The 16,553-nt window shown below is 43.4% G+C and carries 16 protein-coding genes; 8 read left to right on the forward strand and 8 right to left on the reverse strand.

The annotated features are described in order from the left end of the window. Positions 1-154: 154 nt before the first annotated feature. From QO189_RS07940 to QO189_RS07950, 3 genes are read left to right on the forward strand one after another with little or no spacing between them, the layout of a single operon-like run. Positions 155-1,459, forward strand: a complete 1,305-nt coding sequence (locus tag QO189_RS07940; protein ID WP_371532297.1) for a glycosyltransferase — start codon at positions 155-157, stop codon at positions 1,457-1,459. Continuing rightward, positions 1,459-2,829, forward strand: a complete 1,371-nt coding sequence (locus QO189_RS07945; RefSeq protein WP_371532298.1) for a hypothetical protein — start codon at positions 1,459-1,461, stop codon at positions 2,827-2,829. The genes QO189_RS07940 and QO189_RS07945 overlap by 1 nt, the downstream gene beginning before the upstream one ends. After that, a complete protein-coding gene (locus QO189_RS07950) occupies positions 2,807-3,802 on the forward strand; it encodes a glycosyltransferase family 2 protein (RefSeq protein WP_371532299.1) in 996 nt (331 codons plus the stop codon). The genes QO189_RS07945 and QO189_RS07950 overlap by 23 nt, the downstream gene beginning before the upstream one ends. A gap of 47 nt (positions 3,803-3,849) precedes the next feature. Here the strand turns inward: QO189_RS07950 and QO189_RS07955 are convergent, their stop codons facing one another. Then, the gene (locus QO189_RS07955; RefSeq protein ID WP_371532300.1) at positions 3,850-4,677 is read right to left on the reverse strand and encodes a hypothetical protein; all 828 of its coding nucleotides are present in this window, start codon (positions 4,675-4,677) and stop codon (positions 3,850-3,852) included. Positions 4,678-5,323: 646 nt separating this feature from the next. On the opposite strand from QO189_RS07955, the gene QO189_RS07960 reads away from it, so the two are divergent. Continuing rightward, positions 5,324-5,605 (forward strand): hypothetical protein, encoded by a 282-nt coding sequence (locus QO189_RS07960; protein ID WP_371532301.1) that lies wholly within the window; start codon positions 5,324-5,326, stop codon positions 5,603-5,605. Between the two features lie 47 nt (positions 5,606-5,652). Here the strand turns inward: QO189_RS07960 and QO189_RS07965 are convergent, their stop codons facing one another. Both QO189_RS07965 and QO189_RS07970 read right to left on the reverse strand, forming a co-directional pair. Further along, the gene (locus QO189_RS07965; protein WP_371532302.1) at positions 5,653-6,300 is read right to left on the reverse strand and encodes a glutathione S-transferase; all 648 of its coding nucleotides are present in this window, start codon (positions 6,298-6,300) and stop codon (positions 5,653-5,655) included. A gap of 79 nt (positions 6,301-6,379) precedes the next feature. Beyond that, positions 6,380-7,945 carry a phosphatase PAP2 family protein gene (locus QO189_RS07970; RefSeq protein WP_371532303.1) on the reverse strand — a complete coding sequence of 522 codons (1,566 nt, stop codon included), beginning with the start codon at positions 7,943-7,945 and terminating at the stop codon, positions 6,380-6,382. 280 nt (positions 7,946-8,225) lie between these two features. On the opposite strand from QO189_RS07970, the gene QO189_RS07975 reads away from it, so the two are divergent. The 4 genes from QO189_RS07975 (at position 8,226) to QO189_RS07990 (ending at position 12,699) form a co-directional block, all read left to right on the forward strand. Beyond that, on the forward strand, positions 8,226-9,077 hold the full coding sequence (locus QO189_RS07975; RefSeq protein WP_371532304.1) for a thermostable hemolysin: 852 nt from the start codon (positions 8,226-8,228) through the stop codon (positions 9,075-9,077). 56 nt (positions 9,078-9,133) lie between these two features. Next, the gene (locus QO189_RS07980) at positions 9,134-10,747 is read left to right on the forward strand and encodes an AMP-binding protein (protein WP_371532305.1); all 1,614 of its coding nucleotides are present in this window, start codon (positions 9,134-9,136) and stop codon (positions 10,745-10,747) included. Positions 10,748-10,786: 39 nt separating this feature from the next. Beyond that, positions 10,787-11,761, forward strand: a complete 975-nt coding sequence (locus QO189_RS07985) for a TauD/TfdA family dioxygenase (protein WP_371532306.1) — start codon at positions 10,787-10,789, stop codon at positions 11,759-11,761. Positions 11,762-11,847: 86 nt separating this feature from the next. Next, on the forward strand, positions 11,848-12,699 hold the full coding sequence (locus QO189_RS07990; RefSeq protein WP_371532307.1) for an SDR family oxidoreductase: 852 nt from the start codon (positions 11,848-11,850) through the stop codon (positions 12,697-12,699). A 34-nt stretch (positions 12,700-12,733) separates the two neighbouring features. Here QO189_RS07990 and QO189_RS07995 read toward each other — a convergent pair whose 3' ends face one another. The 5 genes from QO189_RS07995 to QO189_RS08015 all read right to left on the reverse strand — a co-directional run bounded on the left by QO189_RS07995 (position 12,734) and on the right by QO189_RS08015 (position 16,490). Further along, positions 12,734-13,435 carry a VIT family protein gene (locus QO189_RS07995; RefSeq protein ID WP_371532308.1) on the reverse strand — a complete coding sequence of 234 codons (702 nt, stop codon included), beginning with the start codon at positions 13,433-13,435 and terminating at the stop codon, positions 12,734-12,736. 250 nt (positions 13,436-13,685) lie between these two features. Then, positions 13,686-14,369, reverse strand: a complete 684-nt coding sequence (locus QO189_RS08000) for a ferric reductase-like protein (protein WP_371532309.1) — start codon at positions 14,367-14,369, stop codon at positions 13,686-13,688. A gap of 63 nt (positions 14,370-14,432) precedes the next feature. Beyond that, positions 14,433-15,542, reverse strand: coding sequence for an FAD:protein FMN transferase (locus QO189_RS08005; RefSeq protein WP_371532310.1), 1,110 nt, complete (start codon positions 15,540-15,542; stop codon positions 14,433-14,435). A gap of 71 nt (positions 15,543-15,613) precedes the next feature. Beyond that, complete coding sequence (locus tag QO189_RS08010; protein ID WP_371532311.1) at positions 15,614-15,943, reverse strand: hypothetical protein; 330 nt, start codon at positions 15,941-15,943, stop codon at positions 15,614-15,616. Continuing rightward, the gene (locus tag QO189_RS08015) at positions 15,933-16,490 is read right to left on the reverse strand and encodes a PepSY domain-containing protein (RefSeq protein WP_371532312.1); all 558 of its coding nucleotides are present in this window, start codon (positions 16,488-16,490) and stop codon (positions 15,933-15,935) included. The genes QO189_RS08010 and QO189_RS08015 overlap by 11 nt, the downstream gene beginning before the upstream one ends. Positions 16,491-16,553 lie beyond the last annotated feature (63 nt).

Consider the following 16,553-nt stretch of genomic DNA (forward strand, 5'->3'; position numbering starts at 1 on the left):
AGTAATTCGCAAAAACTTGCGATTATATAAGCCAATTTTGAACCAAGGTCATTCTATTGTCTTTTATCGTTTCTATACTATGTTCCCTATACACCACTCTACTAACCATAACACTTATAGCCATGATGCTTATAACTATAAAGGTCTCAAAAACATGATTAGGTCTTCGAATTCACCGCTACGTATTGCCATTATTGCACATTCACTGTATCCCATTGCCCAGCCTTACGCAGGTGGTCTAGAAATGATTACCCAATTGATTTGTGATGAGCTAGTGGCGCAAGGTCATGAGGTATTGCTTTACGCTCATAAAGATAGCGAGACGAAAGCAACGTTGGTGCCATTATTGACGCGTCATGAGTTTAATAAGATGGTCTATGATAATGAGCACGAAACGGTCGCCATGGGCCGTGAAGAGATGTACCAATATCTCACGTATCAGATAGCCTTACGAGATATTATCGAACGTGATGAGGGCGGTGAGATTGATATCGTACATAATCATAGTTTGCATCATATTCCGATGATGACAGGCCAAGCGTTTGGCGAAAGGTTTTTTACTACTTTTCATACGCCTATTTTTCCACAGTTACGTTTGGCGCTTTTAACGCTGCGCGCTGGTACGACCACTCAATTTACAGCGATTAGTAAGCATCAACAGCAGTTGTTTGCTGAATTTGTCCCCTCACAAGTGGTATACAACGGCATCGACGTCGAATCCTTTATTGCCAATACTGAATCCCTTGGCAATAATGTTACTGGCGATGACGAGGTATATTTTTGGTATGGACGCATCTGCCCTGAAAAAGGCACCCATTTAGCCATGCAATACTGCATGGAAGCTGGGAAAAAACTTATCATTGCAGGACCTAAAAGCAACGAAGACTACTTCAATCAAAAAGTAGCTCCTTTGTTGTTTAAAGACAATAAGAGCGGCGATGACAAACTATTCAATTACGTAGGTCATGTCACCAAGGATGATATTAACAATTACTTGTGCCGAGCAACTGCCATGCTATTTACTAGCACTTGGGATGAGCCATACGGATTGACCTTAGCTGAGAGTTTGGCATGTGGCACACCAGTTATTGGTTTCGATGCTGGAGCCAGTGCCGAAATTATTACTCCAGAGACAGGAGTCATCGTACCTAAGAAAGATAAAGCCGCCTTTATCAACGGTTTTTCTACGATTAAAAACATATCACGTAAAGCCTGCCGTGACCGTGCTTTGCAGTTTTGTTCAGTATCGGCCATGGTAGACGGCTATCTGAAACTGTACCGAGCAGCGTTAAAAAATAGAACGATGTTGATAGAAGACAATTCAAATAGATACATAAGCAGTATCAACAGTTATGAGATGTCTGATTTAACAAAAGACTCCCTGCAATTTTTTAATCAAGCCATTCAAGCGCCAGTTGAAATTGATAATGATCTTGTTAGCTTTTCTGAGGGATCGTAATGATGCGTATCGGATATTATGCGCATCATCATGGCTCAGGACATTGCCGACAGGCAGACAAACTGGCTGCATTGTTACCTAATGACGCAAGAGCGCAATTAACAGTATTTACGAGCTTAGATATAAATAGCTATCGTTTTACCGCTATTGATGAACAACAAATCGTACGTTTAAATGCAGAAGATGAACGCTCAGACGACATATTAGCAGGTCGTGCAGGAGAATATTGGCAACCAGCCAGCCTACATTACTCGCCCGTAGGCAATAGCGATATCCAAAAACGCAGTCACCAAATACTAGACACTATCTTTCAACGTAAGATTGATCTAATGATTATCGATGTCAGTGTTGAGGTGGCCATGCTCTGCCGTGCGGCAAGTATTCCTTACCTTTACGTTAGGCTTCCGGGCATTCGCGATGATGCGCCACATTCGGGTGCGTTTTCTGGTGCACTTGCCTTACTAGCACCTTATCCTAAGGCGTTAGAGTCTACCCATACATCTGAATGGGTCTGTGATAAAACGCTCTATCTTGACTTTATCTACACTCAAAAAACTGAGTTATGTACTTATGAGAGCTTTATAGATATCTTGGCAAAATTAAGCGCTGGTAGCGAAATTTCTGTTCCTAAATCTACAAGGCTATCATCTATTGAGGCTCAATTAACAGACAAGTCCGAAGCTACAATACTTATTATCACCGTTATCAAAGGCTACGGTGGACACAAAGCGATTGACGAAAAACTACCGGCGTTGCGCTCACTGCTACCTAATGCATTAATCATCTCTCTCGGGCCTATAGACGATGACAAACGGTGTTATGTCGATATCTCAGCTGAGGTAGATGACGTCACACCATTTATTTGTCATAGCAATTATTTGATGATGGCCTGTGGCCTAAATGCTGTCGCGCAAGCATATCATTATGATACGCCGCTCATAGTAGTGCCTGATGACAGGCCGCATAATGAACAAGCCGTCATGGCTGAAGCGTTAGTTACTCAGAATAAAGCGCTAAATTGGCAGCAGTTTAAAACCTTAATGCGTGTCAATGATAATCAACCTGAATCTTTTGACCAAACCATTCATGGCCAAAGTAAACCATACCCTACTACATCGGTTGATAACATTGAAAAAAATGATGTTGAGGAAGATAGCAGTAAGGAAACCAACGCAGCTATGTCAACAGATGCTCAAGCGTTCATGCATAGCACCACTGATTATCCTACTACTAAGCGTTGGTTTGAAAACTGGTTACTTCCTCGACTCAACTTAACACCTGAATCAACAATTAAAGACTGTCTTATTAAAAATAACAGGCAACTTGATAGCGAGACAAAGATAAACGATGACCATTCAGCCAACGAGTAACGCTAGCACGACTTCTGATACTGTATCGATGACAGTCATTACGACTTGCTATGGTCGTAATCGTCATCTCTATAACCTACTCAGCAGTCTAGAAAATAGTAGTGTAAAGCCAGCCGAAGTCATTATCGTCAACGATGACGCCGATCCTAATCAGTTAGCTGAATTCTCATTAAACATCGTGAAGTTACCGACTACGGTCAAATCAACTGTGAATAACGGTGATGATATTAAAACTACAGAATTTGATATCGGACATAATCGCAATCTTGGAGCGATGCAGGCAACTCACGATATGCTAATTTTTTTGGATGTTGATTGTATCGTAGCGCCTACGTTTATTGAGCAAATGTATAAGAAGCTTCTACAATATCCTAGTGCGCTTTTGATGGGTCAACCGCGCTATCTAACGCGACCATTATCAGTAGAAGAAAATGCACAATTAAAAATCAATCATCTGCCTTTGTCTCTTTTAGACGAGCTGTCTGTATATAACCCTTATCGTTACAATTTTGATGAAGCTGACTCATATCCTATTGAAACAAAGCAAACCGCTATCAAACAGACTGATGACTATGGTGCATTTTGGAGTTTATGCTTCGCTATCAATCGACAGACTTTTGATAATATTGGTGGTTTCGATACCCAATATACAGGTTATGGCACAGAGGATACCGATTTTGCTTTTACAGCTCGTCGATTAGGTATCGATTTTTACCTTACTGCTGATATCGCTTATCATCAGCAGCATAGTGTCTACCGACCACCACTCAATCATCTGGACAGTATCATTGTCAATGCCAATCGCTTCTATCAAAAATGGCATTGTTGGCCCATGGCAGGGTGGTTGTCACAGTTCTCCGATATGGATCTGATTGATTGGACCGAAGAACAGTCATCACTGATAGCCATACGACGAGAGCCTAACGATAACGAGATAAAGCGCGCTCATTGTCCCGATGCTCCTTATGTTTAATTACTTCTAGCAATTTCTAGCTAACGATAACTTAGTTAATCAATATTCTAGTACCGATGAATAGTCACTCCTGTAGGTAGCCGACTCATTTCCTGACGTTCAAAATCCCAATTATGACCATGCCAAAAATGAGCATTTTTATCATTGTCATTGAAACCAATCATTACTATCTCTAACGGTAGTTTCGTGTTTTGAATATAGTGTAAGTATGATCGAGCTGCAAGCATCAGCCGATATAATAGAAAACCTGACGAGGGCGCTGACGAATGAATATCGGTAAAGTATGGATAGTCAGCAACGACTTTATGACGCTCTGATAGCACACTGTGGTAGGTAGGGCTTGATAATATTTTTTGCATGTTCAAAGGAATATCTAAAATGCGCTGAGTAGTGATAGGATCATCATTAGGGCTTGGATCATCAGCGAATGTTGGAAACTGATAAGGCTGGTTGCTCGTCAATATCCCTAGCGGGGCGGTCTCGGCCATTTGCTCCACCACTGATATATGATTGCTTCTAGGCGGTAGGCCAAAATGCAGCTTACTGTCTCCAATCTGCCGAAAAAACAGCAACTTAGGTAACAAACTAGCTAACTGATGGCTGGCAAAAAAATCGGCGTGAATAAAGTGATTAAATACTACCAAGATATCATCGGGCTGTATTAGCATCTCAAACTGAACCGTGGTCACAGCAGGATTATTTGTAATCAGAACGACTCGTTTAGCTTGCTCTAGTGCAGTCTGTATAACGACTGGTAGCGTTAAGAAAGCAGATTGCGCTGTGCTTACGTCATTAGATATATACCCGCTATTCTCTGATAGCGAGATACTCTGTTCAAGTATTGGTTTTTCCGTATTGGACTCTGTATTAGACATAGCAACCTTAGTTAATGTAACCTTTTGATTGCTACTTTAGCATTATTAGCGATTTTTATAGACAAAGCTTTACCTCTATTATGCCCGGATAAAGCCTTATCTTAATAAAAGTCTGTTACTTCTTACTTATTCAACTCAGAAATCATATTTTACCATTATTGCAATTTGCTGACCTATTAGAATGCGATAGTCGCAGCATTTCATAGTAGATAAGTACTATTCACTGACACTTCTTCTAAACCTTATAGAAAACCTTTCTATATCACGGATAATCTGCTCAAATCGTCATTAGATGATGATTCGTATATTCAGTAGATGATATATCATCAGCTAGCTATCTCAGCTCATTGCCGTAACAACACCTTCTATTTATTTCACAATTAACCAGTAAGGAAATATGGGTTAGTCTTCAGTAATTAACGTCTCCAGAGTGTTACCAGCCTGCCGACCCTCAGCAAAAAGCTCCTAAGATTGTATTAATGGTTCAGTATCTGCTAGAAAAAGTCACCTTTCTTTAATTTTCATAAAAGTACGTAACGCTATAACTCGCTATTATCTACTTATTCAATAGAGTGACGTTTAATTCAGATATCTTTAACCATTAAATAAACACGCTTACTTATAATTAACCTAAAAAGACCTTACCATGAAAAACTTCAACACGAAAAAAATCGCTATCAGCTCACTATTGGCTGTATCTACTTGCTTTGCTATGATCGGTCCAGCAAATGCGGCCCAACAAGTGGTCGTGGTCAAAGACAAACATCAAACAAAGCAAGCTGTCGTCGTTAAAGCGAAGCCCAAAGCGAAACAAGTGGTTGTGGTTAAAGCAAAACCCAAAGCCAAAGCCAAAGCCAAAGCCAAAAAAGTAATCGTTGTTAAAGACAAACATCCAGCACAAAAAGTGGTCGTTGTGAAATCAAGATAGACCAAGCAAGACCGATACCGTATACAGCTTATATAGAACCCGCTATATTAAGCAGGAAACACCACTACCTCATCGCCTTCCTGCCATGGCTGAAACTTAGCCATGGCTTGTACAAATAACGGATGATCAAGCCAATGTTGCAGCCACTGCTGCAATTTAGGATAAGGCAAACTATAAAAAACCTCACGATCGACATGCGCAAACTGACGGACAAAAGGCATGATACCGATATCGGCGATAGTCACGCGATTGCCTAGTAGATACGTATTCTCAGTCAATAACGCTTCTAAATCCTGCAAAAACACTTCGCCTCGCTGTCGATACTCGGTCTGAGTCATCTCAGGGTGACGATCGGCATATTTGTAGTGATCTAGCCAATACTTAAACTCATTGTCATTTTGTGCAATTAAGGCACTTGCTTGCGGTAGCGTTTTTTTATCAAGCAACCCTTGTGGATCACTCTGCTCAAGCGCCCACGTCATTATCTCGACACTTTCTTCAATGACGGTCCCATCCACCAACTGCAAAACTGGTACCGTACCTTTTGGACTAATCGCTAGCATTTGCTCAGGTTTATTCTTCAACGTAATCTCCCGCAGCTCCACGGACAGCTCAGCAAATAAGATGCCGAGACGAGCGCGCATGGCATAGGGACAGCGGCGAAAAGAATACAAGCGATGAAGCGGTGAAGTCATAATTATTTTCCACAATTGAATAGGAGTTAAATAGTAGGTCAACAAGAGCCAGTGGGCTTAACCTACTTGATATCGATGTTCATAAAGGAGTTTTTGAATACTCTATCGACTTATAATTGGCCATAGCTTCTACCAACGACTGCGGCAGATAAGCATCTTTGAGATGCGCGTGCGGATAATGCTGCTTAAGCCACGATTGATAGTTATGAGTGGTTAGCGTACCACAATATAATAAATATAAAACCTGCACGCCGATGCTACGCGACAACCCCATTACGCAATGGAAATTGATAAGCGTGATAAGGCTACCCTCTATTTTATCTTTATTATTGGTGACAAACGCCTGTGTCTCAGCTGATCGTATCAAAGCGTCAATTTGTTTAAATAAATCAATGTAATCTTTGAGCAATACGTCATTTAATGGCTGCAAGTCCAATAAGGGCAAATACAAATAATGAACAGGCACAGACGCGGTGGCTTTAGTGGTCATTTCAAGTTTATCAACATGGCTCGATATTTCAGCAGCTAAATCAACAACAATAATCTGATAGCGAACTGAAGGCTTACTTTTTTCTGGCGAGCGTAACCAATTCGTTAAATGGGTATTGATACCTGTCTGCGTCAATCGAGGTGAGGCCAGAACGGTGACACCGTCACTAATAGCATATGGTGTGAGTGGATACTTCTGACCTTTCGAAAAAACTTCAAAATACCACTGTCCCAAAAGTGACATAGCTTTGTAAATAATAATGATGGGAGCAAATTTCATCCAAGTATATACGGTAAGTCGGCCGCCACTGGACTTTCTAAACCAGCGTGTATCTTGCATTGGTCCGGCCTGCTGATAAGCACAAGCTAACATCACAAAACTGATCAACCAGTATAGAGCGATGATAATAGCGAATGTTTCTATCATTTCAGCCGCTATCATACTCATATTAGCAAGGTAAAACCCTGCTATCGCTATCAACAAAAACCCTATCACACCCAATGTCAGATGCTTAATCACCAGTGCATTTCGGATTCGATTTGAGAGTATGAGCACCAATGCCGCCAACACTACCCCGCCGAACATATCTAACAAGTGATGCTGATACGTCAACACCGTTGAAAAAGCAATCGATGTACATATGCTCACCAGTAATAACCGATAAAGCATTGAAAACCATCGTTTTTTGGAATCTGCAGCATGCCATAAAGATACACCAAGCAAGATGGCATAACTGACATGCAACGATGGTAGCTGATTAAATGGCTTGTCCACCAACTGTAAAAACTGATAGCCGAATTGCGTCCAATCATCAGGTATCAGCCGATGAAATGAGAACCGAGCGGGATAGAGATAGAAAATAAAACAGGCAAAAATGGTCACCAAAATTAGGCGATAGGTCAACAAAGATAACTGTATAGACGTACGTACTAAAAAAAAGCTCACCACAAATAAAACCAACGACCAGCTGTAAGGAACAATCATAGCGGAAATGAAAGGAATAACGCTGTCAAACGGCGTGGCTAAGTTATGAACTTTCGATGGATAAAGTTTATACAGGGAGACACTATAAACAGTCGTCAAGTTGTAGAGTAGATAAAATATCGCTAACGCAAGACCTAGGTGTCTGAAACGTGTTGATGGATTTAGTAGCACCTAGTACCTCGTTTAACTATTGAATAAAAATCACTTTCTACGCCTAACCTCTCTCAAACCACCCATCTTGTATCCAAACTTAATAAAGGCGATTGGCGTTAGGATTACTGATTTTAGTAATTGTTAAATGCTAAATGCTACGCTTAATACCTATTTTCTAGCGATGTCGGTTTATAGGAAGTGATAAATGCTGAGCTTAAGGTTCAGTTAAGGTTGCTCCTTTATGATGCTTTCATGATGTTAATCGTGCTAAAAGCTTTTAACCATTTGGAGACAGCTGATGTCATTATCTATTGATAGCACTCATACCTTACAGAATGTTCTAAATACGACCTTTTATATTGAAGCGGTCAAGCCAATGTCAATATTGGAAGTGCAAGGCATACCCTCATCCCTCTATATTCGTGCCAGTACGCAAATACCAATAGCGACATCGCCTACTTCATATGCTCAAAATCAAGATGCTCAGGCATTTATCAAACGCATATACGAGTACATCCATCACGCACGATTGAGCTACTTTATGCCCATTTTGTTTTCAGGTTTTACCGATATGCCATCCTATGGCGATTGGTTATCTACTGATGATAATGCGTTACCTGCATTTAAAGGGACGAGCGTTGCTATCGGTCTAAAGCCTATCTGTGAAGATAAAATATTTTTAGAGCAGTATCTGAACACGCCAATACAAAACGAAATCAGCAGAGTGGCAGGCGAGCTTGTCAGTCGTCAGCGTATTTTTGAGATTGGCAATTTGGCATCAGGTTGTGCTGGTAGCGCGCGGCTTATGATTGCGTTTTTGGTGTTTTATTTATCCACCCCTACCCTAAATCCTACGACTCATGAATACCAAACCAAGGCAGACTGGGTTGTGTGTACTGGCACCGATGCGGTAAGGCATATACTGGCACATATGGGCATTCGCAGTCATGTCATTGCCAAGGCTACGGCAGAAGTATTAGAAGACCCTGAGCAAGTATCATCATGGGGCCATTACTATCAGCACAATCCCTTGGTCGTCGCCATTAATGTGGCCGATGCTAAGCGGGTATGCGCCACGCATTATCGCTATACCGAAACGTTAGAGACAAACCCTACCACGCGTTTGACGCTCAATAAAATAGCTGTTTAATACGCATGCATTAGCCAACCAATAACACTGCACTACCAAAAGACAGTGAGAATACTATGACCCCCATTTATACCGCGATATGTCAGCATGCCCGCCAAACTCCCAAGCAGGTGGCGATACAAACGATAGCTGACCATAACACGACCAGTCTGACCTATAACCAGCTGCAACGCACGTTGTCATCGCTTCATCAAACATTAGAAACATGGCAAGGCAAGCGTGTCGCCTTGTATGCGCATAATGATATAGATTGGATCATACTCGATTTGGCATTGAGTACCGTCGGCGCGGTCGTTGTGCCAATCCCCTTATTTTTTAGTGCCGCGCAAATTGCGCACTTACTACAAGATGCGCAGATAGAGACGGTATATGTTGGGTCGGGTTTGACACTGCCGGTCGTAGATAATATGTATAACTGGATAATTGCTGATACACCAGAGACAAAAACCATCAAGTCTGAGCAAGCGACTCATATCACAGGCCGTTTTTATCAACTTGCTGACACTATCACTGACCATACCCTCTCCTCTACTGCCAGTGACTTTTGTAAAGTGACTTACACCTCAGGCAGTACGGGTATGCCCAAAGGCGTGTGTTTAGGGCAAGATACGTTGATGCGTATTGTCGAGTCGTTATCGGGCGCGCTCGCTGACACCTTGACAGATGATGCTACTAACGCGCCAGAAGCCAGTAATACCACAAGCAACTTTGGTCATTTGAGCGTGTTGCCTTTTGCCACTTTATTAGAAAACGTGGCGGGTGTTTACGTGAGCCTATATATGGGTCGCACCTTAGTGACAGGGTGTATTGATCAATTTGGTTTATTATCCAATCAAGCATTTGATGCCGAGCGACTTATTACAGCGGTGAACGCACACGATATCGCCAGTGTTATTTTATTACCCCAAATGCTAAAAGCCATTTGCGAGCACATGGTAGCCAATGGAACAACCGAATCTAGCGCCAATGCCGCTGTGCCGTCATTAAAATTTATGGCAGTCGGCGGCGGCAAAGTCTCGCCTCAATTACTAAAGGACGCCAGCGCCTTAAGCTTGCCTGTCTATGAAGGCTATGGCCTGTCTGAATGCGGCTCAGTGGTTAGCCTGAATACGCCAAAAGCCAATCGTACAGGCAGTGTCGGCAAACCGATGCCTCATGCGTCGGTCAGCATCGCATATAGTGGTGAGGTGATGGTCAAAGGCAATGCGATGCAAGGCTACCTAAACCATAACGATAATCAGGATGACGATGGCATCATTGCCACAGGAGATATCGGTCATCTAGATGACGATGGCTATTTGTACATCACGGGTCGACGCAAAAACGTGCTCATCAGTAGTTTTGGCCGCAATATCTCGCCTGAATGGGTAGAAGCGCAGCTCTCAACGCAGCCCATTATTTATCAGGTCGCGGTACTCGGAGATGGTGAGCCGCATTTGTCTGCGGTGATAGTTGCCAATCCCAACATGACCGCAACGAGCAGTGACCCACAATCTGCGATTGCGCAGGCGATAGATGTCGTTAACCAGACTTTGCCTGACTATGCGCGTATCCAACAGTGGCATCTCGCCGAGCAGCCTTTTAGCACGGACAATGAATTATTGACCGATAACGGCAAACTGCGCCGCGCGCATATTTTTACCGCTTATCAATCAGCACTTGGCTTATAACGGACGCTTTCGCCAGCAGTACAACAATAGGACCATATTATGCAAACCACTCTGATGCCAAATGATTTGATAGAAAACGACTTGATAAAAAGTGACATTATCGACATTGATACTCCTAATGCGTCAACCGCTCAAGCGCCTGCCAATGTATCACTGCCTAAAACTGCTGATATTTTAACGGACTTAAAAACCCATGGCTGGACGTTACTTCGGGGTTATCACTACGATGTAGAGACGTTCAGTCAGTTGATGAGTCAACTGTGTCAGACCTTAACCTACGACCCTGCCCGCCAAAACATCACCTCAGAAGCGCAAAAAGTGGATGCAGGCACGCATGCGATTGGCCTACATATCGAAAATGGCAATACGCCGATGCCGCCTGACGTCATTGCTTTTTTTAGTGAATTGAGCGCCAAAAAAGGCTCACAGACCACGATATGTGATGGAAATGCGGTGTATCAAGCATTATCACCTGAGCTGAAGGCCACTTTTAGTCAGCCGATGCGTATCAGTCGCTATTTGCCTCAAGCAATATGGCAACATTACGTGGCTACTGCGACCGGCAGAACAGATGCCGAGCAAATAAGCTTGGATGATTTAGAGACCTTTATTACTGCGACGACGAGTAAGACGCTAACGCATCATGTGGAACCTCAGATAGATGGCGGCGTTCGGTATGTATTACAAATACCTGCCATCCGTGAGGACAACGTAAGCGGACAGCTGGCCTTTGCCAATACCTTACTTGGGCCCTCATTTAATTATGAAAAACCTGAGTTCACCCTAGCCAATGGTCAACCCGTCGATGATGCGCTCTTAGATGAACTGACACAGATTTGTGAAAAATATACTCAAGACATTGCATGGCAAAATGGCGATGTGGTGATACTGGACAACAAACGCATGATGCATGGTCGTCGTCAGATTGATGTGCCTTTAACAGAGCGTAAGCTGTATATTGCGATGGGGCTTGGCATTAGACACGGTATGAATCACTCAAACGATTGGCAATAGCACATATCACTGTAATTCGTGCTTTAGTAATCCGCGCTTCAATAAACCATGCTTTAATAATAACTATTCAACAAGGATGCGATATCATGACACCAGCTAATGGTCAATCAGACCCAGTACAGGCTACCCTGCAATACACCATGCTAATCGGTGCCACGGGTGGTATCGGACAAGAGATCGCACGGCAATTATGTGCCAATAATCGACCGGTAATCTTGGTCGGGCGTAACAACCAGACCTTGACGCATTTGGTGAGTGAGTTGACCAAAGACTACCCTGATGTCCCGCTTCTGTCTCATACTTGTGATTTAAGCTCGCAGGCGTCGCAAACGCTACTGGTAGAAGGTTTAAGTGAGATGACACAAGGTCATGGCAAAGTCATTGATACAGTCATACTCAACGCAGGTATCAATGACTTTGCTCTACTTACAGATCAAAGTGATGACACGATCGAACAAATGATGCTCGTCAATGTGGCATATCCACTACAGCTTATAAAAAGGCTGCTACCTACCTTGATCGCGCAGCATAGCCCGAGCCAAATCATCAGTATTGGCTCAACCTTTGGCAGTATTGGCTACCCAGGTTTTAGTGCTTATAGTGCGAGCAAGTTTGCCTTGCGCGGCGCGAGTGAAGCGCTAAGCCGCGAGTATGCCGATACCTCAGTGACGTTTCGCTATTTTGCGCCCAGAGCCACCAAAACCACCATGAATAACGATGCTGTCGTCGCCATGAATGAGGCATTGAAAGTGAACATGGACTCGCCTGAGACGGTCGCAAAGGCACTGATTCACTTTATATCCACCGATCAGGCGCAGCAGCATTTGGGGTTTCCCGAGCGCTTTTTTGCATGGCTCAATCGATTGTTTCCCAACATCGTTGGCAACGCCATTGTCAAAGACCTACCCACCATCAAACAATACGCTAGAAAATCATAATAATCAGTTAAGCGGGCATGGAGTAAGTATGTCGTTAAATTACCACGCCAAATAAGCGACCAATCAACGAGGTTGCCACCATAGCGAGCACGCCCCAAACCACGACTCTGGTAGTCGCAGGAATCACAGGCGCACCGCCTAGACGAGCGGAGATAATCCCAAGTAACATCAAGCCCACTATCGTCAAAGATGACAATGACCACACCAGTGTTTCCGCTGGTAACAGTAATATCCCAATAATCGGTAGTATCGCCCCCGCCACAAATGATAGTCCCGAAGCCACTGAGGCATGGATGGGCTTCGCTTCACTAAGATCCGTGAGGCCAATTTCATCACGGGCATGGGCTTCTAACGCATTGTACTCAGTCAAACTCACGGCCACCTGATGCGCCAAATCATGATCTAATCCTCGTGCCTCATAAATTTTGGTAAGCTCTAGCAGCTCGCGCTCAGCATTATGCGTCAGCTCATGCCGCTCTTTATCGAGATCGGCCTTTTCGGTATCCGCTTGTGATGAGACAGAGATATACTCGCCAGCCGCCATTGACAACGCACCTGCGGTCAATGCCGCCATCCCTGTCAGCAGCAATGTTTGACTGCTCGTGCTGGCAGCAGCTACCCCAACCAATAGACTGGCGGTCGAAATCAAACCATCATTCGCACCCAGCACTGCTGCCCTCAACCAATGATTGCGATTGCTCAAATGTGCTTCGTCATGAATAGAATAGTGATGCATAAAATCCTCAAAAGGTAGAGACGCGAATGGGTATGCCCTAGTGTAGCTGATAATGTCACCGCAGTTTGTACCGCTTAACGTTATATCGCCCAATATTGATTCATTCGGATGGTTACTCGAATGGACACTATGACATATACTTTGATAGCTACTGAAACAGTCATTTTTTAGATGCTCATTTGTTAAATAGTCACTTGTTAAATAGTCACTTGTTAAATAGTCACTTGTTAAATAGTCACTTGTTAAATAGTCACTTAACTTGTCTTAACACCACCAATCTATAGCTAATCAATAAAAAAACCAATGTCTGACTACCTGCATAAAACAACATCAACGGCAGTGCTCGACTGTCTGACCCCACCATAAACACATGCATACTAATGAGCATATAAGCCATAAAGGTCAAAAAATGTAGCCATCGCCATGCTGATTGACCGATATACTTCTTAATATAGAAACTGAATGCGCAGATCAATAACAGCCAGAATCCTAGCTGTCCCAACGCCACACCCACTCGATCAGTCTGAAAACCGAAAGGGGCTAAGAACTGCCATATTTGCAGATTTAGATAGTTATCTGCCAATAAAATACCAGCATGAAAGGTGGCAAAGCCTACCGCAATCAGACTTAGATACTGATGCAAGGCAAATACCCTAGCCGCATTAACATGCTTTCCTAAGCGTGTACTCAGTAATAAACCAAAAACCACTGCCAGCCAAAATAAAGCATAAGCAATCACACCACCTGCCCGTGATAAATACCAAAAAGGCTTATCTGTGGCGGTCAGCAGTTGTGAGATCGTCTCTCCCCACATCAATAGCGCGTAGCTACCGACGCCAATAGCTATCATAAAACTCAATCCAATCCACATAATCTGAACAAGCAGCGGCGTATTAGAAGTAGTCTGGCTGTGAGTAAGATTGTCTGTATGCATGACGATACTCCTATGAATGCATCTACTTAATATGTTGGGACCTAACTTATCGAGTGAGGGTTGTTAGATGACAGCCAAGCTTGGCTTGATCAATTTTGGCTCGATAGCAGTGGACAATAACACTTGGTTATTCGTATCAATTAAGAGCGCCGCAATGTGATGCTTGTTCAGCCATACCATTGCTTCTGTAACGCCGAGCAGTACGCAATATTTTGCATATACCTCCGCTGTTACGGTATCTGCAGCCACGACGGTTGCCGTCAGGACATCACTGATTGCTGGGCGGGAATAATGAGGATGAATTAAATGATGTTGCCAGCGTCCTTCATGCCACCAACGACGATAATCTTGCCCAGAAGTGGCGACAGCGCCAGATTTTAAACTAAGTATCGCGACATCTTGGTCATTTTGCATGTGCTCGCCATCAGCACCGTAAGGTTTAGCAATCGCCACGCCCCAAGCAACTGGGTTGTCTATTGCATTATCTAGGGCTTGGTTTATTGGGACACCGATGGCCATATCACCGCCCATATCTACCAAACAAGGCAGTTGCCAGTCATGACTTCGACTAATGTAATCGGCTAATTGCATGGCACACCAGCCTTTGACATAACCATTCAAATCAAGTGCCATTCCAGCGGGCAGGTAAACCTGATGCTGACCATTCGCCAATCGGCGACACTGGATATCATGTACTTTATGATTAGGATTGTTGGTAATGGGCGTATCTTGTAAGCAAGGGATCCTATTTACGGCAGCACTTGAGGTCATAACAGGTACGGATGGAGTAGACATTTTTGGCAAGGTTTCAAATGACTGTTTATAACCAGCAGCCCAAAGCGGTTTGAGTAAGGTTGGTGTTATTAAGCCTTGGGTTTTTGCAACAAAATATATAGCGCGACCTAGGACCTCAAATAACTCTGCACTAACCTCTGTCCATTGGTCGGTATGATTATTGAGTATCATGAGCTCACTGGTCTCATCGAATCGACTAAATATGTGCTCCCAGCGTGCTAAACGCTGCTGAGCCTCTATTGTTAGCAAGTCAATTTTCTGGTCTATTACTGCTTGCGAGTACGGCGTGCCCCACTTAGCAATGTTTAACGTTATTTGAATGTGGCAACCCATCGCTGCCAGTTTCAGAGTCGCCAATTTTTTCATATCCTTACTCATCAGCAGACTCCATTTTTTGCAATAGGGTATAAGCTCAACTGTGGCTCATTTCTATTCATCGACTTGCTTACTTATCGAGAAGAACGAGTACGGGCAACGATTGTGATTGCCTCTACAGGCGCAGCTTCATTGACCTTCCTCAGTTGGGTGATGTCAACAATGGGTATTGAGGCAACCACCAACTCATCATTCGCAGGAACAGCCGTATTTAACGTGTTGGCGTCCACAGATGGACTGTCTGTCTCTTCATTAAGCAAAAATAACCATCCGCCCATCGTGCCTGCAATCGAGGCAATCATGATACTGCTTTTCAAAAAGGCAAAAGGATCTGCTTTTTTGCTCGTCTTATTGGCAGGTTTCTTTTGCGTTGATTGGGTCGTTGATTTCGTCTTAGTCATCATAATCACCTTCCTCTTCATGGTGCTTGTAGCTCGTTGCGATTAGATAACCATTCTTTTTGTAATCCTCGTCACGGTATTTTCCAGCTTTTTCACCTTCGTCCCCATCGTCATCATGATGCTCATCTTGGTCATCATCGTCGTAGTCTTTATAGACAGTCTCAACACGATAATTATTGGTCGCGACCGGATTTAGAACCGTGCCTAAGTTGGCATCAATATAAGTGGCGCTATTATCTAATAGCACTTCATAAGCGACTGTGCCGTTATAGTTAATAAGCTCTGGATTGGCTTGCAATATCGCATTGGGCGCGTCTTGTTTTGCTAGTGCTGTCGCTTGCGCAGGAGTCAGTGCAGCAAGAGGTAATTGCTGCATTGATGAGGATAAGTCATTAGGTTTGATGTTAGTATTTTGAGCGATAAGATCAGGTGATAATGAGGTGACAGCCGATTCGGGAGACTGCACCGCTAAGGCAATAACACCACCAAAGAATACTAAGGAAGTCGCACTGACAGTTAATAATACTGGTCTTAAAAGAGGTAGGCTCATAGGTTGTACTCCGTATACCGTTATTAGGGAATACTAGGAGCATACGCGATGAATATTAACTTA

It is taken from the genome of Psychrobacter sp. Arc29 (assembly GCF_041431175.1).
GTDB lineage: Bacteria > Pseudomonadota > Gammaproteobacteria > Pseudomonadales > Moraxellaceae > Psychrobacter.